At 36.5% G+C, this 21,179-nt stretch carries 21 protein-coding genes and 1 riboswitch; of the genes, 8 read left to right on the top strand and 13 right to left on the bottom strand.

The window, feature by feature from the left end; all coding sequences use genetic code 11:
• Positions 1–11 precede the first annotated feature (11 nt).
• Positions 12–248 (bottom strand): YiaA/YiaB family inner membrane protein, encoded by a 237-nt coding sequence (locus tag BAQ48_RS07170; protein WP_001254392.1) that lies wholly within the window; start codon positions 246–248, stop codon positions 12–14.
• A gap of 231 nt (positions 249–479) precedes the next feature.
• On the opposite strand from BAQ48_RS07170, the gene BAQ48_RS07175 reads away from it, so the two are divergent.
• The 4 genes from BAQ48_RS07175 (at position 480) to BAQ48_RS07190 (ending at position 2,933) form a co-directional block, all read left to right on the top strand.
• Positions 480–962, top strand: coding sequence for a MarR family winged helix-turn-helix transcriptional regulator (locus BAQ48_RS07175; RefSeq protein ID WP_000942482.1), 483 nt, complete (start codon positions 480–482; stop codon positions 960–962).
• A 76-nt stretch (positions 963–1,038) separates the two neighbouring features.
• Positions 1,039–2,220, top strand: coding sequence for an ArsA family ATPase (locus BAQ48_RS07180; protein WP_084064457.1), 1,182 nt, complete (start codon positions 1,039–1,041; stop codon positions 2,218–2,220).
• The gene (locus tag BAQ48_RS07185) at positions 2,213–2,404 is read left to right on the top strand and encodes a DUF3926 domain-containing protein (RefSeq protein ID WP_071710545.1); all 192 of its coding nucleotides are present in this window, start codon (positions 2,213–2,215) and stop codon (positions 2,402–2,404) included. The genes BAQ48_RS07180 and BAQ48_RS07185 overlap by 8 nt, the downstream gene beginning before the upstream one ends.
• 61 nt (positions 2,405–2,465) lie before the next feature.
• Entirely contained in the window at positions 2,466–2,933 is a 468-nt protein-coding gene (locus BAQ48_RS07190) for an HXXEE domain-containing protein (RefSeq protein WP_071710565.1), read from the top strand.
• Between the two features lie 172 nt (positions 2,934–3,105).
• Here the strand turns inward: BAQ48_RS07190 and BAQ48_RS07195 are convergent, their stop codons facing one another.
• From BAQ48_RS07195 to BAQ48_RS07205, 3 genes are read right to left on the bottom strand one after another with little or no spacing between them, the layout of a single operon-like run.
• Positions 3,106–3,960 carry a MetQ/NlpA family ABC transporter substrate-binding protein gene (locus tag BAQ48_RS07195; RefSeq protein ID WP_071710546.1) on the bottom strand — a complete coding sequence of 285 codons (855 nt, stop codon included), beginning with the start codon at positions 3,958–3,960 and terminating at the stop codon, positions 3,106–3,108.
• A gap of 21 nt (positions 3,961–3,981) precedes the next feature.
• Positions 3,982–4,647 (bottom strand): methionine ABC transporter permease, encoded by a 666-nt coding sequence (locus BAQ48_RS07200; protein ID WP_016107417.1) that lies wholly within the window; start codon positions 4,645–4,647, stop codon positions 3,982–3,984.
• Positions 4,637–5,656 (bottom strand): methionine ABC transporter ATP-binding protein, encoded by a 1,020-nt coding sequence (locus tag BAQ48_RS07205; RefSeq protein WP_071710547.1) that lies wholly within the window; start codon positions 5,654–5,656, stop codon positions 4,637–4,639. The genes BAQ48_RS07200 and BAQ48_RS07205 overlap by 11 nt, the downstream gene beginning before the upstream one ends.
• A gap of 123 nt (positions 5,657–5,779) precedes the next feature.
• Positions 5,780–5,884: riboswitch (SAM riboswitch) on the bottom strand.
• Between the two features lie 232 nt (positions 5,885–6,116).
• On the opposite strand from BAQ48_RS07205, the gene BAQ48_RS07210 reads away from it, so the two are divergent.
• Positions 6,117–6,680, top strand: a complete 564-nt coding sequence (locus BAQ48_RS07210; RefSeq protein ID WP_071710548.1) for a cysteine hydrolase family protein — start codon at positions 6,117–6,119, stop codon at positions 6,678–6,680.
• Between the two features lie 230 nt (positions 6,681–6,910).
• Here the strand turns inward: BAQ48_RS07210 and BAQ48_RS27880 are convergent, their stop codons facing one another.
• The 7 genes from BAQ48_RS27880 to pcrB all read right to left on the bottom strand — a co-directional run bounded on the left by BAQ48_RS27880 (position 6,911) and on the right by pcrB (position 15,995).
• Complete coding sequence (locus tag BAQ48_RS27880; protein WP_071710549.1) at positions 6,911–7,060, bottom strand: hypothetical protein; 150 nt, start codon at positions 7,058–7,060, stop codon at positions 6,911–6,913.
• A 185-nt stretch (positions 7,061–7,245) separates the two neighbouring features.
• Entirely contained in the window at positions 7,246–8,793 is a 1,548-nt protein-coding gene (gene pruA / locus BAQ48_RS07220) for an L-glutamate gamma-semialdehyde dehydrogenase (RefSeq protein WP_000259546.1), read from the bottom strand.
• A 152-nt stretch (positions 8,794–8,945) separates the two neighbouring features.
• Entirely contained in the window at positions 8,946–9,716 is a 771-nt protein-coding gene (locus BAQ48_RS07225) for a TSUP family transporter (protein WP_071710550.1), read from the bottom strand.
• A gap of 86 nt (positions 9,717–9,802) precedes the next feature.
• Positions 9,803–10,999 carry a CamS family sex pheromone protein gene (locus BAQ48_RS07230; RefSeq protein WP_071710551.1) on the bottom strand — a complete coding sequence of 399 codons (1,197 nt, stop codon included), beginning with the start codon at positions 10,997–10,999 and terminating at the stop codon, positions 9,803–9,805.
• A gap of 16 nt (positions 11,000–11,015) precedes the next feature.
• The gene (gene ligA, locus BAQ48_RS07235; RefSeq protein ID WP_071710552.1) at positions 11,016–13,025 is read right to left on the bottom strand and encodes an NAD-dependent DNA ligase LigA; all 2,010 of its coding nucleotides are present in this window, start codon (positions 13,023–13,025) and stop codon (positions 11,016–11,018) included.
• A gap of 15 nt (positions 13,026–13,040) precedes the next feature.
• A complete protein-coding gene (gene pcrA, locus BAQ48_RS07240; RefSeq protein ID WP_001149614.1) occupies positions 13,041–15,305 on the bottom strand; it encodes a DNA helicase PcrA in 2,265 nt (754 codons plus the stop codon).
• The gene (gene pcrB, locus BAQ48_RS07245) at positions 15,306–15,995 is read right to left on the bottom strand and encodes a heptaprenylglyceryl phosphate synthase (RefSeq protein WP_000272075.1); all 690 of its coding nucleotides are present in this window, start codon (positions 15,993–15,995) and stop codon (positions 15,306–15,308) included.
• A 337-nt stretch (positions 15,996–16,332) separates the two neighbouring features.
• On the opposite strand from pcrB, the gene BAQ48_RS07250 reads away from it, so the two are divergent.
• The 3 genes from BAQ48_RS07250 to BAQ48_RS07260 all read left to right on the top strand — a co-directional run bounded on the left by BAQ48_RS07250 (position 16,333) and on the right by BAQ48_RS07260 (position 17,956).
• Positions 16,333–16,710, top strand: a complete 378-nt coding sequence (locus BAQ48_RS07250) for a YgaP family membrane protein (protein WP_071710553.1) — start codon at positions 16,333–16,335, stop codon at positions 16,708–16,710.
• A 220-nt stretch (positions 16,711–16,930) separates the two neighbouring features.
• On the top strand, positions 16,931–17,776 hold the full coding sequence (locus BAQ48_RS07255; protein ID WP_000660686.1) for an SPFH domain-containing protein: 846 nt from the start codon (positions 16,931–16,933) through the stop codon (positions 17,774–17,776).
• A gap of 15 nt (positions 17,777–17,791) precedes the next feature.
• Positions 17,792–17,956, top strand: coding sequence for a type II toxin-antitoxin system antitoxin (locus tag BAQ48_RS07260; protein WP_071710554.1), 165 nt, complete (start codon positions 17,792–17,794; stop codon positions 17,954–17,956).
• A gap of 36 nt (positions 17,957–17,992) precedes the next feature.
• On the opposite strand, the gene purD is transcribed toward BAQ48_RS07260, so the two are convergent.
• The gene (purD, locus tag BAQ48_RS07265) at positions 17,993–19,264 is read right to left on the bottom strand and encodes a phosphoribosylamine--glycine ligase (RefSeq protein ID WP_071710555.1); all 1,272 of its coding nucleotides are present in this window, start codon (positions 19,262–19,264) and stop codon (positions 17,993–17,995) included.
• Between the two features lie 379 nt (positions 19,265–19,643).
• On the bottom strand, positions 19,644–21,179 hold the full coding sequence (gene purH / locus BAQ48_RS07270) for a bifunctional phosphoribosylaminoimidazolecarboxamide formyltransferase/IMP cyclohydrolase (RefSeq protein WP_071710556.1): 1,536 nt from the start codon (positions 21,177–21,179) through the stop codon (positions 19,644–19,646).

Here is a 21,179-nt window from a genome sequence, read left to right on the forward strand (position 1 = left end):
TTCTTTACAAATTAATCTTTATCTAGCGGTTCATTTTTTGGAAATCTTTCATTATCCTCTTCATTATCACGAATTGTTTTCTGTAATACAAAACAAGACATCGTTAAAAATAATGTTCCAATTAAATAATATCCTTTTACACTAAGCGTTTCATCTAACGTATAAATTCCAATTAGCATACCTGAAAGCGCGCAAACAAATGAAGTCCATGCTAAAAACGTGAACGCTTGCGTATTACGTCTTCTCATCGTTCTCCCCCTCGTTAGCTGTACATCCATTATTGATAAGTATATTTACCACAATGGATTTTTATGTAAATTCTAGTTTTATATTTATAAATCTACCATAAAAGAATACTATTTTAAAGTTAGTTTTCTGTCTAATCTGAAAAAATAATTAAAATCATTGACATTTATTTCAATTAAGCATAAGATAAAAACAAATATTACGAACCTCGAAATATACGGGAGTGGAAATAATTGTTGCAATATGAACATTTTTTAGACTTACTGCTAGATAACGCCAAGAAACTTTTCTATCCTGAAGAATGGGTAAGCCTAGATTTAACACTTTCTAAAACAGAAGTATTTTGTTTACTTTGGATGGAGCGAAATACAGATATTACAATGACAAAAATTGCTGACCTTCTTGATATACCAATGAGTACAACGACAGGTGTTGTAAATCGCCTTGTAAAAAAGGGATATATTGAAAGGTACCGTGATGAAAACGACCGACGCATTGTATTAATTCGTTTAACAGAAAACGGCGTAATGCTCGTTCAAGAAGTAAAACAAAATGCAGCCCATTACTTTAGCCTAGTGACAGAAGCATTATCAGAAGAGGAAAAAGCATTCTTACTACAAATCTTCCAAAAGATTATGAACCACATTGCTACGTCACAGCAAAAAACAGAAGAAAAGGTTTCTACACCTAAAATGAAAAACATTCCGATTGAATAAAAACCCTACTAGGGTTTTTATTCCAAAAAATATTTCGTAACTCGTAATATCTGACACTCGAAATAAAGGGGATAGAATGATGAGGATTATTTTGTATACAGGTAAAGGCGGCGTAGGAAAAACTAGCATTTCAGCAGCAACAGCACTTCAAAGCGCAAAACAGGGATTAAAAACATTAGTAATGAGCACAGACCCAGCCCATAGTTTAGGAGATTCATTTGGTATAAAGTTATCTTCTGAGCCACTAGAAATTCGTAAAAATTTGTGGGCACAAGAAATTAATACAATTTATGAGATGGAAAAAGGCTGGGGGAAATTACAGAAATATATTACACTACTCTTCACTTCCAAAGCAGCTGATGATATTACAACAGAAGAGTTAACGATGTTTCCTGGTATGGAAGATTTAATTAGCTTACTCCGCGTACTCGATTATTATAAACAAAACACATATGATGTTATTATCATTGATTGTGCTCCAACAGGAGAAACATTAGCAATGCTCAGCTTTCCAGACATGCTTGGCTGGTGGATGGAAAAACTCTTTCCTATTAAAAGAAAAGTTTTAAAAGTTGTTCGCCCTGTAGCCCAACCACTTCTTGGTGTCCCCCTTCCAACCGATGATATTATGGACGAATTAACAAATACACTTGAACAGCTCGGAGAAATGAGAGATATTTTATCAAACCGAGAAGTAACAAGTATCCGCATCGTTGTAAATCCTGAAAAAATGGTCATTAAAGAAGCACAGCGCAGCTTTACGTATTTAAATTTATACGATTATAACGTAGATGCCATTATGATTAACCGCGTCATCCCTAACACTGTCACCGATCCTTATTTTCAAGCATGGAAAGATACGCAAAAGAAATATAAAACATTAATTCAAGATAGTTTTGATCCACTTCCTATTTACGAAGCTCCAATGTTTGAACAAGAAGTTGTCGGTTTGTCTATGTTAGAACGTGTAGGAGGCGCTTTATTCAAATCAGATTCTTCTCCTACGGAAGTAAAATTTAACGGCCGCACACAATATGTAAAAAAGGATGGCGATGAGTATATTTTCGTTCTGTCCATTCCCTTCTCAAACAAAAGTGAGCTTGCATTAAATCAAAAAGGTGATGAGCTTATTATTCGGGCTGGTTCTGTGAAACGAAATATCACATTACCCAAAACATTAACCCACCTTTCTATCCAAGGAGCGAAGTTTGAAGATGATGTACTTAACATTCGGTTTGGAGGTGTAGTGCATGCATGAGGAACTACTAAGGAAGATAATCCGTACAAAAATAAAATTCAGTATGCATATATTAGAAGAGTTACCTGCCCCAATCCAACAATCAGCTAAGCAAATACTAAGTATTTTACAAGAGGAGCTTGCTGCTTATCCGACAGAACAAGGGCATCATGAAGATAATTTAAAAAGTATTATAATTGAATGAACATCTCTGGATAGAGGGCCTTTCTAGGCTTTCTATCTCCATATTGGAGTGATGTAAGTTGTTGAAAAAAAATCAAACTATTATGCTTTGGATTATTCCCTTGTTATTTTTCATTCATAACCTTGAAGAATCTTTCCAAATGCCTCAATATCTTGCTAATCAATTTTCAATTCATTTTATAACAACCCAACAATTTTTCATTGCCATTTCCGCATTAACAATCTTTGTTTTACTTATCGTCTTTCTATATCAACTAAACTTCTTGTCTTCTATATACTGGATTATTTTTATACAAGGAGCAATTTTCTTCAACTCTGTTCAACATATTATTTTGTTTTTCATTTACCGTTCCTATAACCCTGGCGTAATATCCGCAGCTTTCATTGTCATCTTTTCTATTTTCTTTTTTTTATCCCAAAACTACTTAATTCATAAAAAGAAATTCGTAATTGCACTCACTTTCAGTTTATTTTCTTATCCTGTTATAATTTGGATTACCTTACTATTCGCTAGCTACTTTCATTCATAAAAAAAGACCAGGAAAACTCCTGGTCTATCACTCTACTTAACAAACATTGGATTCTACGTTATAAAAAATTGGAAGGTACAGAATTAGGGTTTGTTTTGTTTGTTAAGTAGATTATATGTTGAACGAACTAACAGCGGAGGGGTTCCTTCTGCCAGTCCGTTAAACTCAATCATTATTTTACGATTTTTTCAAGCTCATCGAGTGAAAGATCTACTGAAATAGAACCATCATTTGTTTCTTTCTTAATTGCATCTGTTACTTCTTTTGAATGATATAGTTCAATTACTTTTTTCAGTGTTGGATCATCTTTATCTTTCGTACGAGCTGCGAAAATATTAATATATGGCTTCGCATTTTCATTCTTTGGGTCTTCTAAGAAAATTGGATCCTTCGCTGGATCTAATCCAGCTTGACCAGCAACACCGTTATTAATAACTGAAGCTGCTACATCTTTTAATACACGAGGTGTTTGCTGTGCGATAACCGGTGTAATTTTTAATTTCTTCGGATTTTCAGCGATACCACTTGGATCTCCAAATAAACCAAAGTCTTTTTTAAGTTTTAATAACCCAGCTGCATCAAGAAGTTTTAATGCACGTGCTTGGTTCGTTGGATCATTTGGAATCGCAATTTCTGAACCATCTGGAATTTCATTTGCTTTCTTATGTTTTTCAGAGTATAAACCCATTGGTGCAATTTGCGTTGTACCAACAGCTGTAATATCTAACTTATGCTCTTTTTTAAATTGCTCTAAGAAAGCAATATGCTGAAATGAGTTTAGTTCAATATCTCCATCAGCTAACGCTTTGTTTGGCGTCGTGTAATCAGAGAACTCAATCAGTTTAACTTTAATTCCTTCTTTTTCAGCTTTCCTCTTCAAAATTTCCCAAGCGTCTCCATCCGTTCCAGTTACACCGACACGAACTACTTTTTCTTTCGCTCCTGCCCCTGTGTCTCCACTTGAGCAGCCGCTTAACGCTGAAATCCCTACAATCGCTGATAATGCAAATGCTAAAATTTTCTTCATTTTCTTTTCCCCTCTCCCTTTTTATGATCTGCGTAAAAAGACTTTCGCAAAGTAGTTTCCTAAATTTTGAGCTATCTGTACGAGAATAATAAGTAGAACAACCGTTACGAACATAACTGATGTATCAAAGCGTTGATAACCGTATGTCATTGCTAAGTCGCCAAGGCCACCACCGCCGACAAGCCCAGCAACTGCTGAAAATTCAATTAGACCAACTGTCATAAACGTGACACCTAAGATTAATGGTGCTAACGCTTCTGGCACGAGAATTTCAAAAACAATTCTAAGTGGTGAAGCACCCATCGCTTGCGCTGCTTCAATTACCCCTTTCGGAACAGAAACAAGGTTTGTTTCAACCATTCTAGCAATACCAATTGATGCAACTAACGTCATTGGAAAGATCGCTGCTGCTGTTCCAATTGTCGTTCCGATAACACTTCTTGTTAGCGGACTTAAAGCTACTAAAAAGATAATAAATGGAACTGGACGAATTGTATTAATAATGACATTAAGAATTGAAAAGACCCATTTATTCTCTAAAAAGTTTCCTTTACGCGTTACATATAAAAGTAAACCTAGAGGTATACCAAGAATTGTAGCAAATATAAGGGTTACAATTACCATTAAGAGGGTATCCCCCGTCGCATCTAATATACGAGGCCAAAATATACTCCAATCAACTCGCATGAGCTTCTACCTCCTTCAGCTGCACTTGCAGTCTTAGATGTTGTAATGCTTTTTGGATTTCCTTCTGCTCACCTTGCAGCTCTACAAGAAGATTTCCAAATAGCACATTTTGAAGTTCAATAATATTTCCGTACAGTACATTTACATCAACGTTATAGTTTTTTGCGATATAAGATAGTACAGGCTGTCCTGTCTCCTCACCAGTAAAAGTTAAGCGGTAAATCTGTCCACCATTTTGAATTTTCGCTAGAACACTTTCTGGTAAATGATCATTAATAACAGAACGTACAAAGTTTTGAGTCGTTTTTGTTTTTGGTTGTGTGAACACGTCAAACAGTTTTCCTTCTTCAATTACTTTTCCTTTTTCCATCACAGCTACACGGTGACAAATTTCTTTCACAACGTGCATTTCATGTGTAATAAGAAGAATTGTTAAATTGTACTCTCTATTTACCTTCTTTAATAAGTTCAAAATCTCTGTCGTTGTTTCTGGGTCTAAAGCTGATGTTGCCTCATCACATATAAGGATATCTGGTGATGTCGCCAGCGCTCTTGCAATCCCAACACGTTGCTTTTGTCCACCCGATAATTGCTCTGGATAATAGTTTGCTTTATCTTCTAATCCTACAAACTTCAACAGTTCATTTACTCTTTCTTTTATTTCATTCTTTGGTACTTTCGCTAACTTTAATGGGTAAGCAATGTTCCCAAACACTGTTCTTGAATTAAATAAATTAAAACTTTGAAAAATCATTCCGATTCTCTGTCTTAGCTTCCGTAAATCTTTCGTCGATAATGATGTAATATCTTTATCATCTATTGAAATCGTTCCTGCCGTCGGTCTCTCTAACATATTTACTAAGCGTAACAATGTACTCTTTCCAGCGCCACTAAAACCGATAATGCCAAAAATTTCACCTTTCTCAACGGATAACGTTACATCCTCCACCGCATGAACAGATTGCCCACCTGATTCATACACTTTACTTACGTTGTTAAAAGAAATCATTTTCTTCCCTCCTATATGCTGTAAAAACTTGAAGTAGAGCTTTCGAGGTAAAATAAAAAGTGCTCTCCTTCTTATCAACCATAAAGATAAGAAGGAGAGCACTTATATGTACTCGGTCACATCTTCTCATCTTCCAAGCCTATAAAGGCTTGCTGGAGTTAGCACGGTATTTAAAAACCCGTTGCTGAGGTATCGTAGGGCCAGTCCCTCCACCTCTCTGGATAAGAATGTATCGATTTAATTGTCGTTTAATTAATTCTCATTATAGAACTCAGAATAATGGGAGTCAACATATTTTTTAGAAAAATATTAATTATTTCTTTATTAAAATTTTTAGATTAGAAAATATCAATTTTAAAAGTTATGTAAAATTCCCTCTTCGCATATTTTTAAAAAGGATAATCTTCTCTACGAATTGAATAACATTATTTGAATATGAAACTTGGAGGAAGATAAATATATGAAAACAGCTCTTTTACTCGTTGATATTCAAAATGATTATTTTCCACATGGAAAGATGGAATTGCGTAATCCAGTAGAAGCAAGTGAATATGCTAGTCAACTGCTCCAGTACTTTAGAAAGGACAACAAACCTATTTTTCATATCCAACATGTAGCTATAAAAGATGACGCTACTTTTTTTCTACCAAATACAGAAGGTGTACATATTCACGAAAATGTTCGTCCGCTTAGAGACGAAACGGTTATACTCAAGCACTACCCAAATAGCTTTCGAGAAACGAATCTTCTAGAGCAATTACAACGTTTAGACATTAAACACGTCGTCATATGTGGGATGATGACCCATATGTGTATTGATGCTACCGTAAGGGCTGCCTTTGATTTCGGCTTGCAATGTACTGTTATACATGATGCTTGTGCTACAAAAGATCTTTCTTTTAAAAACGCTACTATACCAGCCGTTTATATTCATAATACAATTTTAGCTAGTTTAAATGGCGTATATGCAAATGTAATGAGTACAGAGGAGTTTTTAGCTACAAAAAAACACTCTCTTCAGTGAGCAAAACCGAAAAGAGTGTTTCTTGTCAAACCATAGATTTTCTTTCAAATTGTATTATACAGGAAATCCTTAAAATGAATACTAAAAAATGTGACTAATGAGTCAACTTTTCTCGTTGTTTTGTTTCTATTTACATATTTATCCCGCTATTAATAGGGTTTAGCTAGTTCCACTTAACCAACGGTAATATGTGGTAATTGTTTCTGATTCAAATTGACTAGTCTTTCCTATTACTTATCTGTTTGTTCTTGTTTCTTTTTCAAATACTCCGCACGCAATTTTTCAATTTGCTGCTTTTTATCAAATTTGACAGGCGTCTGTTTTTCATGAAACTTTGCAACAGCTACCTGGCCTTTGTAATCTAATTGATATTTTCCCACTTTGTTCACCTACTTTTCTTCTCTTTAAAGAGAATCTATTCAACAAATATAATATACCTTATTTTACTGAAATAAACCTTATTACTTAATTAGTTTTTCTACTGATATCTATCTTAATCCACATATAAAAAGTTTTTCAAAAAAAAGAGATCTTCGCAGACTGCGAAGATCTCTTCTACTATTTCTTATAAAGTTTCAGAAGTAGTTTTTGCTTGCATGTGAAGTGCTAAGTAGTCAGGGCCACCAGCTTTAGAGTCTGTACCAGACATATTAAAGCCACCGAATGGTTGGTAACCTACGATTGCACCAGTACATCCACGGTTGAAGTATAAGTTACCTACGTGGAAGTCTTCACGTGCTTTTTCAATATGGTCACGGTTGTTAGTAACAACAGCACCTGTTAAACCGTATTCTGTATTGTTTGCAATTGCAAGTGCATGATCAAAGTCTTTTGCTTTACAGAATGCTACTACTGGTCCGAAGATTTCTTCTTTCATTAAGCGAGCATCTTCTGCAACGTCAGCAACGATTGTTGGTTGGATGAACCAGCCTTTAGAATCGTCTCCTTCGCCACCTGTTAAGATTCTACCTTCTTCTTTACCAATTGCAACATAGCTCATTACTTTATCAAATGCAGCTTGGTCATTAACAGGACCCATGTTTGTACCTAATACAGCTGGGTTATCAACTGTTAATTCTTTTGTTAATTCAACTGCACGATTTAATACGTGATCGTATACATCTTCGTGGATTACTGCACGAGAACATGCAGAACATTTTTGTCCTGAGAATCCGAATGCTGATGCAACGATAGATTTAGCAGCTAATTCAAGATCAGCTTCTTTATCAACAACGATTGTATCTTTACCGCCCATTTCAGCGATAACACGTTTTAACCAGATTTGTCCTGGGTTTACTTTCGCTGCACGCTCATAAATACGGATACCTACATCGCGAGATCCAGTGAAACTAATGAAGCGTGTACGAGGATGATCTACTAAGTAGTCACCAACTTCAGAACCGTTACCTGGAACGAAGTTTACTACGCCAGCTGGTAAACCAGCTTCTTCTAATACTTCCATGAATTTCGCTGCTACTACAGGAGTTGTACTAGCTGGTTTTAGTAATACTGTGTTCCCAGAAACTAAAGCAGCTGTTGTCATACCTGCCATAATTGCGAATGGGAAGTTCCAAGGAGAAATGATAACACCTACTCCTAATGGAATGTAAGAGAAACGATTATATTCAATTGGACGGCTTTCTACTGGAATACCGTCTTTTAATTTCAACATTTGACGAGCATAATATTCCATAAAGTCGATTGCTTCTGCTGTATCAGCATCTGCTTCATTCCATGGTTTACCTGCTTCTTTTACAAGAATAGCAGAGAATTCATGTTTTCTACGACGAACGATTGCTGCAGCACGGAATAAAATGTCTGCACGCATTTCTGGTTTTGACTTTCTCCAAGTTTGGAATGTTTCATCCGCTACTTGCATTGCTTTTTCAGCTAACTCACGGCTTGCTTTTGAAACGCGACCAACAAGTTCCTCTTTATTTGCAGGGTTTACAGAAACAATTTTGTCTTCTGTAGTGATTTTTTCTCCCCCAATAATTAATGGATAGTCTTGTCCAAGATAAGATTCTACTTTCTTTAAACCTTCTTCAAACGCTAATTTGTTCGCCTCTACTGAAAAATCTGTAAATGGCTCATGTTTGTATGCTACTACCATCCTTTTAGCCTCCCCTTAGAAAAACGTTTACATTTTACAACATTATTCTACACGATAATTTAGATTTATTCAAATATTCCTAGACTTATATTTTAAAAATTAATTAATTTTTAAAATATAATAAAAAAATAGAGTTATACATACGTATAACTCTACAAAATATGAGTATATTCCAAAATGTTTTTTCCAATCAATAAAATAGTTACTAATAAGAATAAAGTCCTCACATATCCAACACCTTTTTGAACGGCAAACTTCGATCCAAAATAAGCGCCAAAAATCATCGATAATCCCATGATAATACCGTATTCAAAATGAATTATGTCTAAAAATAAAAAAGTAATTAAAGATACGATGTTACTAACAAAGTTCAAAAGTTTTCCAGATGCTGCCGCTTGAATAAAATCCAAACCGATTAATAAAAATGCAAAAATTAAAAAGGAGCCTGTTCCTGGTCCAAAAAATCCATCATAAAACCCTATCATTAAAATAACAAAGAAAAATATTAATGTTTTCCTTTTCGTCATCTTTTTATAGGTAGATACACTTCCCCAATCCTTTTTCGCAATAATATAAATAGCAATAAATACCAACATCACAAGTACTAATGGACGTAAAATATCTGGTGGAATAAATTTTACTACTAAAGCACCTGCAACTGCTCCAATAATAGTTAACGGGATTAACTTTCCTACAATTTTAAAATCTACCTTTCCTGATCGAATAAAATAAATTGTACTCGTAAACGTCCCCATCGTTGCAGCTAATTTATTCGTTGCAATCGCAGAAGCCGGCGGCAAACCAACAAACATAAGTGCGGGAAGTGAAATTAACCCTCCCCCTCCAACAACTGAATCAATAAAAGCTGCTAAAAAACCAAATGCAATTAATAAAATAATGACTTGAAAGCTTAACTCATCCATGACCTTCCCCCTTATTTTTAACATTTTAAATTATAACAAAATTCCTCAAGAAAAAAAGCTGTTCCTCAAGGGAACAGCTCTCCTATTTAATCTAAAATTTTCACAAATGGTTCATCTTGCTTCGCTTCACGTATAATTATAGCTTCTGGACGTTCTACAGATTTAATCGTTACTTGTACTTTCATATAATTCGGGAAGTATTCCATAACAAGCCCTGCAACATATTGTGTAAAAGCAATTATGTCAGCTTTCCCATTAAATTGGACAGGAATGTCCAGCTTCATTTCTTTTAATTCATCATCTTTATACATACCAGTACCGATAACAGCTGTATAGTCGCCTTGGAAATAATCGCTTAGTTTTGCTTTAAAGTTTGATACCCTTGCAAGATCTTCACGTTTATTATCTGTTTTCGCTTGTTCAGATGGGAATAAATAATATTTCTCATTAATTTGTTTCCAATCTTCAACCGTTTCACTACCTTTTTCCACATTCGCATAAGAAACAAAATTACCTGGCACAAGTGAAGATTTTGGAGATTGACGATAAATCGCAAATGTAATCGGAACATTTTTTATTTCGGGCTTTTTTTGGTGCATAACTTTCAAGATTTCTTGCGCCATTTTTTTCCCTTCAGCTAACAATTTTTCGTCCTCGATTTTAGCTTCACGTGGATAACCGTGCTCTTCCTCGTAATAATGAACCGAATTCATCGCTAAACCAACTACAATTCCACCAAGTTCAACATCTTTCTCGCCTTTTTTCACATAATAATCATGCTCTAAAATATTTGAAATATATATTGGATTTTTTTTGTTTTTTACTTCTAGTGATTCGGATCCTTCACCTAACGCTGGATTTAATCCTATGTTCGGAAATTTAACCGCATCTTTTTTTAATTTTGTCTCTAGTTCCTTTTGCTGAGCATCTGTACGCTTTCTTTTAACAAGCATTTGTACAGTTTGGGTATCTAGAGCACTTCCACCTTTAAAGAAATAATCTTTCGTACTAAAGGAATCTTTCGCAATACGCATTAATCCTGTTTCAAATTCATCTACATCAAGGCGACTATTTAATCCTTGTACAACTAAACCACGTGCAGATCCTGCATCAAATGGAACAGTCGTCTTATAATATTCATCCGAAATAGAGTATTTTGGGACGATCGCTTGCTCTTTTGCTTTCCCCGATTTCTCAACCACTTTTTCATCTTTGTCGGCACCTATACTACACCCACTTACAAGTAGGCTAAGGCTTAATACCGCTAATGCTATTTTTTTCATGGTAAGTTTGCACCTCTTACTTATTTAGCTCTTGTAAGAACCTCTCTTCATTCCAAACCTCAACATTATGTTTCTCCGCTTGTGCTAATTTCGAACCTGCTGCTTCACCTGCAACGACTAAATCTGTACTTTTACTAACACTTCCCGTTACTTTTCCACCTAATGCTTCAATCTTCTTCTTCGCTTCACTTCGTCCCATAATTTCTAACTTACCTGTTAAGACAACCGTTTTTCCTGCGAAATAAGATTCAACATTTTGTAAATCCGCACTCTTTATACCTTTGTATGTCATGTTCACGCCATACTCTTTAAACTGTTGCAATAACTCTAATACGTCTTCATTATCAAAATATGTCACAACAGATTGAGCCATTTTTTCACCAATTTCATTAATTGCTTTTAGTTCTTCTTCCGTTGCTTTCACAAGCCCATCCATTGTTTCGAAATGCTCCGCAAATGTACGTGCTGCTTTCGCTCCAACGTGGCGAATTCCAAGACCAAATAATAATCGCTCTAACGAGTTTTCTTTAGAATTCTCAATTGCTTGTACTAAATTCGTTGCTGATTTTTCACCGAATCGTTCTAGCTGTAATAATTGTTCTTTCGTCAATGCATATAAATCTGCAAACGTACGAATATAATCTGCATCAAAGAGCTGTGTGATAACACGCTCTCCAAGTCCGTCAATATTCATTGCATTTCTTGAAACGAAATGAATTAATCCCTCGCGAATCTGAGCTGGACAAGTTGGATTTATACAGCGAAGTGCTACTTCTTCTTCTAAACGAACTAGTTCACTCTCACATGCTGGGCAATGCGTCGGCATATGGTATTCTTCTTCCTCACCAGTACGCTTATCAAAAATAACGTTCACAACTTCAGGAATAATATCTCCAGCCTTTTTCACAACAACGTAATCACCAATTCGAATGTCTTTTTCACGAATTAAATCTTCGTTATGTAAAGAGGCACGACGAACGATCGTACCAGCCACTCGTACTGGCTCTAGCTCTGCAGTCGGCGTTACAACTCCTGTGCGGCCCACACTTAATTCAATCCCTGTTAATCTCGTTACAACTTCTTCAGCCGGGAACTTATAAGCAATCGCCCATCTCGGACTCTTTGCTGTAGTTCCTAAATTTTCTTGAAGAGCAACATCGTCTACTTTTATAACGATTCCATCGATCTCATAATCAAGGTGCGGACGTTTTTCTTGCCATTCTTCTACATAAGCTATAACCTCTTCAATTGTTTCACATGTGCGGCGATTTGGATTTGTCTTAAATCCAAGTTCACCTAAGAAATCAAGTGATTCACTATGCGATGGGATCGTTTTTTCTTCTACATTCGCAAGACCGTACACAAACATAGATAGGTTACGCTTTGCTGCAATTTTCGGATCCAGTTGACGTATTGAACCTGCTGCTGCATTACGCGGATTCGCAAATATATCTTCACCATTTTGCTCTTTTTCTTCATTTAATTTAACAAATGAACGCTTCGGCATATAAGCTTCGCCTCTTGCTTCTAACGTTACTTCTTCATTTAAACGAAGCGGGATAGCTTTAATCGTTTTTAAGTTTTGGGTAATATCTTCACCCGTTATACCATCACCACGCGTTGCACCTTGAATAAAGCGTCCTTTTTCATAATGAAGTGAAACGGCAAGTCCGTCAATTTTCAATTCGCATATATATCTTACATTCGCATCATCAATTCCTTGACGTACTCTTCGGTCGAAATCACGTAAATCTCCTTCGTTAAATGCATTTCCTAAACTTAACATCGGTGACTTATGTGTTACTTTTTCAAATATATCAAGAACCGTCCCCCCAACACGAATGGAGGGAGAGTCTTCACTCATAAACTCTGGATTCTCTGCTTCTAATTTTATAAGCTCCTGCATATTACGGTCATACTCCGCATCAGAAACCGAAGGATTGTCTAATACGTGATATTGATAATTAAATGTGTTTAACAAATCACGCAGTTCTTCTATACGTTTTTTTGCTATCTCTTTTGACATACCCTCATTCCTTTCCTATTGTTTCGTCACAGGTGCAAATTTTGCTAATAAACGTTTAACACCAATTGGGCTTGGGAACGCAATATCTAATTCTTTTGCATCACCTTCACCTTTTACACTGACAACTGTACCGACTCCCCATTTCTGATGAGAAGCTTTATCTCCTACTGCCCAACCAATTTGCTCGCCACCTGTTGTCTTAACAGCCGGACGTACGAAAGCCGAACGAGAACGTGTCGTTCCAGTGCTTGTCGCCATTGCACCTGTCGTTCTTCCTTTTGCCTTTGCCCCAAACGACGTCTCACGCTTCGGCGCTGTTTCATTTAGTGGTTCCACTAGCTCTGCTGGGATTTCAGTAATAAATCGAGATGCTGCATTCATACTTGTTCTACCGAATAAAGTACGCATTTGTGCATTGGATAAGTACAACTCTTCTTCTGCACGAGTAATACCTACATAAGCAAGGCGACGCTCTTCCTGCATTTCATCTTCTTCCATAAGGGAACGAGTATGCGGGAATATTCCTTCCTCTAGACCAACGATAAAGACAACAGGGAACTCTAGCCCTTTTGCTGAGTGCATCGTCATTAAAATAACTTCCTCACCTGCAGTTGGATCCTCATCTACACGATCAATATCAGCAACAAGTGCTAAGTCTGTTAAGAATGCAACTAGGCTCTTATCTTCGCTTTGAGATTCAAATGTTTGCGTAACAGATAAAAACTCATCTAAGTTTTCTAGACGACCTTCCGCTTCTAAAGTACGCTCGTTTTTCAACATATCGCGATAGCCTGTTTTTTCAATAACTTCTTCTACTAATTCTGTAACAGATAAATACTCTTGCATATTTACCCAGTTGTGTAATAAACCTGCGAATTCTTTCACTGCCTTTGTAACCTTTGCACTTACTCCAACATGCTCAATCTCATCGAATACAGCCGTTAATGAAATTCCATTTTGTACACCGTAATTAATAATTTTATCTATAGAAGTCGCACCAATTCCGCGCTTTGGCACGTTAATAATACGTGCGAAGCTAATCTCATCATCTGGATTCCCAATTAGACGCAAATACGCCAAAATGTCTTTAATCTCTTTACGATCGTAGAACTTCGTACCGCCGACAATTTTGTAAGGAATATTAGATTTCAGGAAAATCTCCTCGACCATACGAGACTGGGCATTCGTACGATATAACACTGCAAAATCAGTATATTTTCGTTTCCCCATTTGAATATCGTCACGAATTTTTTTCGCAACAAAGTATGCTTCGTCTTTTTCCGTTGCAGCACGATAATACGAAATTTTACTTCCAACTTGATTGTCTGTCCATAATTTCTTCGGTTTACGATTCGTATTTTTTTCAATTACAGCATTTGCTGCATTTAAAATATTTTGGGACGAACGATAGTTTTGTTCTAACAGAATAACTTGCGCATTCTCATAGTCTTTTTCGAATGACAAAATGTTAGAAATGTCCGCACCACGCCAGCGATAAATAGACTGATCTGAGTCACCTACAACGCATAAATTTTTAAAACGTGCTGCTAAGTGTTTAACAAGAAGGTACTGCGCTTTGTTCGTATCTTGATACTCATCAACGTGAATATATTGGAACTTACGCTGATAAAACTCTAGTACTTCTGGAACACGTTCAAATAGTTGAATCGTCGTCATAATTAAATCATCAAAGTCTAATGAGTTATTTTTCAGAAGACGTTTTTGATATTCTGTATATACATCACTCGTTAATTTTTCATATGGATCAGCGATTGTAATTTTTTTTGCATATTTATCTGCAGACAATAGTTCATTTTTCGCATTACTAATACCTGCTAAAATAGAGCGCGGCTCAAACTTCTTCGGATCAATATTGCGCTCTTTCATAATTTTTTTGACCACAGTTAACTGATCACCTGCATCTAAAATCGTAAAGTTACGATTAATTCCAATGCGGTCAATATCACGTCGTAAAATACGTACACACATAGAGTGGAACGTAGAAATCCAAATATCTTCTGCTTCTGGTCCGACAAGTGTATCAATACGCTCGCGCATTTCACGAGCAGCTTTATTTGTGAAGGTAATTGCTAGCACATTCCATGGCGCCACACCTTTTTCACCAAGTAAATACGCAATACGATGTGTTAGTACACGTGTTTTACCACTACCTGCGCCTGCCATTAATAGAAGTGGGCCATTCGTTGTTTGTACTGCTTTTTGTTGCTGTGGATTTAAACCGTTTAATAACTTATCTGTCATACTCATATACGCCTGCACCTACTCTCCTTTTACTGCTTTAACTGTTTTTAACGCAGCTTTTATATCATCATAAATAACATTTCCAACAACTACTGTATCAGCATACTGCGCCATTTCCTTCGCTTGTTCTGCATTAGAAATACCACCGCCATAATATAGCTTAGCTTGTTTCAATTCTTCTTTTACATTTTTAACAAGTTCAATATCACCATACGTACCGCTATATTCTAAATAGAATATCGGTAAATGTAATAGCTTGTCTGCTAAACGCGCATATGCGATAACATCATCTTCTGTTAAATCACATTTTGCATCTGTAAGCTGGGCTACTTTCGCTTCTGGATTTAAAACACAATACCCTTCCATGAAAATCTCGTCCCAGTCCATAATATCCCCAAATTCTTTCAACGCCTCATGATGAACCCCTGTTACCCACTCCACTTTTCGGCTATTTAAAACGCTTGGGATGTAATAAAAATCAAATCCCGGTGTAATTGCTTCCACATCAGAAACCTCTAACACACAAGGAACTGCATATCTACGAATGCTAACTAGCATGTGCAATACATTATCAATTGTTATGCCGTCACTGCCGCCTACAATAACAGCGTCCGTTCCAGACTCACAAATCATTTCTAAATGTTCATCGCTTAACTCCTTGTTTGGGTCAAGCTTAAATACATGTTTCCACCCGGAAATATCGTACATGAAAACACCCTTTCTTTTTTCAAGTTATATATTCCTGTTCAAAATAACAGTTAATTTTCATCTGGATTTTTGTAACTTCATCTTAAATATTTATTTAAAACGGAGATTTAATTTCGTGATTTCCTCTTCCTTATTTTTCTAAACGAGAGGGTTTAATTTTGAACTTCCTTTTACGCATTCTTTCATTATAACAAAAAAAGCTACTTACACACACGCTCATTCCAACATCTTTTTCAACGTCAAATGTTGGATTACATATCAGCAAAATCACACGGGATACTAATAAGAGAAATAGTATTTACTATTTCGAAGTTCATCAAAAAGGAGTGTGTTTCTAATGAAGCAAAACATCGGTACAATCAATGCTCTAATTCGAATTACACTCGGACTTATCCTCTTCGGTTGTAGTACCGCTAAACTCGTACGCAAACCGTGGTGCACTTGGTCTAAAGTTTTACTATGGATTGGTGCAATGAAAGTTGCTGAGGGAATTGTTCGTTTCTGCCCTATTGCTGAAGTATGTAAGCTTGGAAAATATATGAGTATGGGCGCATTTAAAATACCTAGCATGAATTTTGCTGAAAAAGGACATGCTAAAGAAGAAGTGAGTCAAACTTCCAATCATGACAAACCACAGTCAAATGGAAGTTATGACGCTTCTGACAAAGAGATTGAGTCAGCGATTGAAAATATAATCCTGGCAAAACCGCTTTGAATCATTTGTCACGATGCAAGATGCTCTCAAAGGGACTTAGCTGCTGCAGTGGGCGGTTAAGTCTTCTTTATTTTAACACAAAATAGAACGTATATTCTGTTTCGTGTCCTTGAAATATACATAACAGATGTCAATTAATAAAATTCAGAAAATTAGGTGTATCCCTCTTGCATAAAATGATATAAAAGTGATATCATTTTTATATCAAGGAGGCGATCATATGAAAGAAAAACAAGTATTTTATGTAAATGGTTTTCTCGGTATTATCGGGATTTTAATTTTAGCTGCTATCGGTGTATTTTTCCTTGTGCAAGAAATTTTCATAGGGGCAGCATTAACGATTATTTTAGCCGCGGTTCTCGCTACAGGTATCGGTATCGTTCAGCCGAACCAAGCGAAAGTCATTACGTTCTTCGGTAATTATTTAGGAACAATTCGTCAAAACGGTTTATTTTTAACGATTCCATTCGCATTCCGTCAAACTGTATCTTTACGTGTTGAAAACTTTAACAGTAAGAAATTAAAAGTAAATGATGTTGACGGAAATCCAATTGAAATTGCAGCCGTTATCGTATATAAAGTTGTTGATTCTGCAAAAGCAATGTTCGGCGTTGAACATTATGATCGATTTGTAGAAATTCAAAGTGAAACGGCAATCCGCCACGTTGCAACGAAATATCCTTATGACAATTTCCAAGATGAAACCAGCGTTACATTACGCGGAAATACTGAAGAAGTCTCTGAGGAGTTAAAACGTGAGTTAGAAGCACGTCTTGAAATTGCTGGTGTAGAAGTATTAGAAACTCGTTTAACACACTTAGCTTACGCAACAGAAATTGCCCATGCAATGCTACAACGTCAACAAGCGAAAGCAGTATTAGCTGCTAGAAAAGAGATTGTTGAAGGTGCTGTTAAGATGGCGAAAGATTCAATCCATATGTTAGATGAGGAAGGCGTACTTGAATTAGATGACGAGCGTAAAGCAAATATGGTAAACAACTTATTAGTTGCCATCGTTTCAGATAAAGGTGCGCAACCAGTCATTAATACAGGAAGCCTATACTAAGGGCTATAAGCAATTATGGCTAAAAAGAAAAGCTTTCCATTACGGATTGATCCTGAATTACACGCAGTCATCGAAAAATGGGCAAATGATGAGTTTCGTAGCGTCAATGCACACATCGAGTATTTACTTCGAGAAACGGCAAAGCAAAAAGGTAAATTGAAAAAAGATAAAGATGCATAAAAATCCCGCTGAGAAATCAGCGGGATTTTTCACATATTAATTTTTCGTCATCTCATGCCCAATTGCACGATATCCTATATCACTTCGATAAAATAGGCCATCACTCTCAATTTTACCGATTTCTTTATATACTGTATCTTTTGCTTCTTGTAAACTATTCGCCTTACAAGCAACAAATAGGACACGACCACCGTTTGTCACAAAGTCACCATGTTTCATTGCTGTACCCGCATGGAAAACAATCACATCTTGCAGCGCATCTAATCCGTTAATAATGTCACCTTTTTTATACGCTTCTGGATATCCTTTAGAAGCCAGTACAACACCAATTACTGCTGATTCTGACCATTGTAACGTTAGTTCACTTTCATCTAATACAGCGTTACATACATCAACTAAATCATTTTCTAAACGAGGTAAGACTACTTCCGTTTCAGGATCACCAAAGCGCGCATTAAATTCAATTACCTTTGGACCATCATTTGTTAAAATAAGCCCCGCATATAAAATCCCTGTAAATGAACGATTTTCTGCAATCATCGCTTTAGCAGTTGGATGTAATACTGTTTCAATTGCTTCTTGAACTGCTGATTCTGGAATTTGTGGTACTGGAGAATATGCACCCATTCCACCCGTATTTGGACCTTTATCGCCATCAAAAGCTCGTTTATGATCTTGAGCAATTACCATCGGATGTACAGTTGTTCCATTCACGAATGCCATTAATGAAAATTCTTGTCCATCTAAAAATTCTTCGATAACGACCTTCTGACTTGCTTCACCAAATTTTACATCTTGCAGCATTTCTTTCACAGCCTGTAATGCCTCTTCAAGCGTCATTGCTACTGTTACACCTTTACCAGCAGCTAAGCCATCAGCTTTAATAACGATTGGCGCACCAACCTTGTGAATGTACTGTACTGCTTCTTCATAATCTGTAAAAGTTTCATATGCTGCAGTTGGAATATCATACTTTTTCATAAGCTCTTTTGTAAAAGCTTTACTACCCTCAATAACAGCAGCCGCTTTATTTGGACCAAATACACGAAGTCCCTCTTCTTTAAAACGATCAACGATTCCATTCATAAGTGGAATTTCTGGTCCAACGAAAGTTAATTCCACATTATTCTCTTTAGCAAATAAGACTAATGCATCAAAATCATTTTCATCAATATCAACTGGTGTTGCAACATCTCGCATACCTTCATTACCTGGTGCTACATACACTTTTTCTACCTTTTCGGATTGTGCAAACTTCCAAGCTAATGCATGCTCACGCCCACCGCGGCCAATTACTAAAACATTCATATTTCATCCCCCAATAATTAAATAAGTACAAACTAGAAGCTATGCTCCTAGTTTGTTTTTTCTATCAATGTAAGTTTAAAAAGGAGGATCTAGAGAACCGAGCAGGTCGAGGCGCATTCGCCAGGAGGAAACGGAGTGTAGCTTTCCTACATGAGTACCGCACTGGCATTGCAACGACGACATGCGACAGTTATCTTGACCGGACTTTTTAAACATCCATATCTCTCAAAGTTTAAAAGGGAGGATCTAGAGAATCAAGCAGGTCGAGGCGCATTCGCCAGGAGGACACGGAGTGTAGCTTTCCTACATAAGTACCGCACTGGCATTGCAACGACGACATGCGAAGATTATCTTGACCGGACCTTTTAAACATCCTCTATTAGTGTTTGAAATGACGTACGCCAGTGAACACCATCGCAATCCCATACTCATCTGCCATTTTAATAGAATCTTCATCACGGATTGATCCACCTGGTTGGATGATTGCTGTAATTCCCGCTTTTGCTGCTTCTTCTACTGTATCTGGCATTGGGAAGAAAGCATCAGATGCAAGTGCGCTACCTTGCGCTTTTTCACTAGCTTGTGTGATTGCAATTTTCGCAGAACCTACGCGATTCATTTGCCCTGCACCTACCCCAATTGTCATATCATCTTTTGCTAAAACAATTGCATTTGATTTCACATGTTTTACAACTTTCCAAGCTAGTTTTAAATCTTTCCACTCTTGCTCTGACGGTTCACGTTTCGTTGGAATTGAAATTGTACTTTCATCTAATGATAACGTATCTTCTTCTTGAACAAGAAGTCCTCCTTGTACAGAAGTTAGTTTTTTACTTGCACTTGTTGCTTTTTCAATATTTACAGTTAGTAAGCGTAAGTTCTTCTTACTTTGCAACACTTCTAAAGCTTCTTGTGAGAACGAAGGAGCGATAACAATTTCTAAGAAAATTTCATGTAACTTTTCAGCTGTAGCTTTATCAATTTCACGATTTGCTGCAATAATACCACCAAAGATTGATACTGGATCTGCCTCATAAGCGCGTGTGTAAGCTTCATGAATATCAGTTCCTACTCCAACACCACATGGATTCATATGTTTTACCGCTACTACTGCTGGTTCTGTAAATTCTTTTACGATGCTAAGTGCTGCGTCTGCATCATTGATATTGTTGTAAGATAATTCTTTTCCGTGCAATTGTTCTGCATATGCAACTGAAGAAGTTGCTGCGAATGGTGCTTTATAGAAAGTTGCCTTTTGATGCGGGTTCTCGCCATAACGTAAGTCTTGTTTTTTCTCAAATGTCACAGTTAATGTTTCTGGACTTTCTTCACCCATTTGCTCTGTTAAATAGTTAGAAATTAGCGCATCATAAGCTGCTGTATGACGGAATACTTTCGCTGCTAATTTACGTTTCGTTTCTTCTTTTACTTCGCCGTTCTCTTTCAATTCTGCTAACACAACATCATAATCTACTGGATCTACAATGACAGAAACAAATTTATGATTTTTCGCAGCAGAGCGAATCATTGTCGGGCCACCTATATCAATATTTTCAATTGCATCAGCAAATGTTACATCAGGCTTAGCGATTGTTTCTTTAAATGGATATAAGTTTACAACAACAAAATCAATTGCTTGAATACCTAATTCATTCATTTGCGCTACATGCGTTTCATTATCACGAACTGCTAATAGACCACCATGAATATTTGGGTGTAATGTTTTTACACGGCCATCCATAATTTCGGGGAAACCCGTTACTTCAGAAATACCAATTACTTGTAAACCGTTCTCTTCTAGTAATTTTTTCGTACCGCCTGTTGAAATAACTTCGATCCCTTGTTCAAGTAATCCTTTAACAAATTCTACTACTCCTGTTTTATCTGAAACACTTACTAATGCACGCTTTTTCAT

It is taken from the genome of Bacillus luti (assembly GCF_001884105.1).
Taxonomy (GTDB): Bacteria; Bacillota; Bacilli; order Bacillales; family Bacillaceae_G; genus Bacillus_A; species Bacillus_A luti.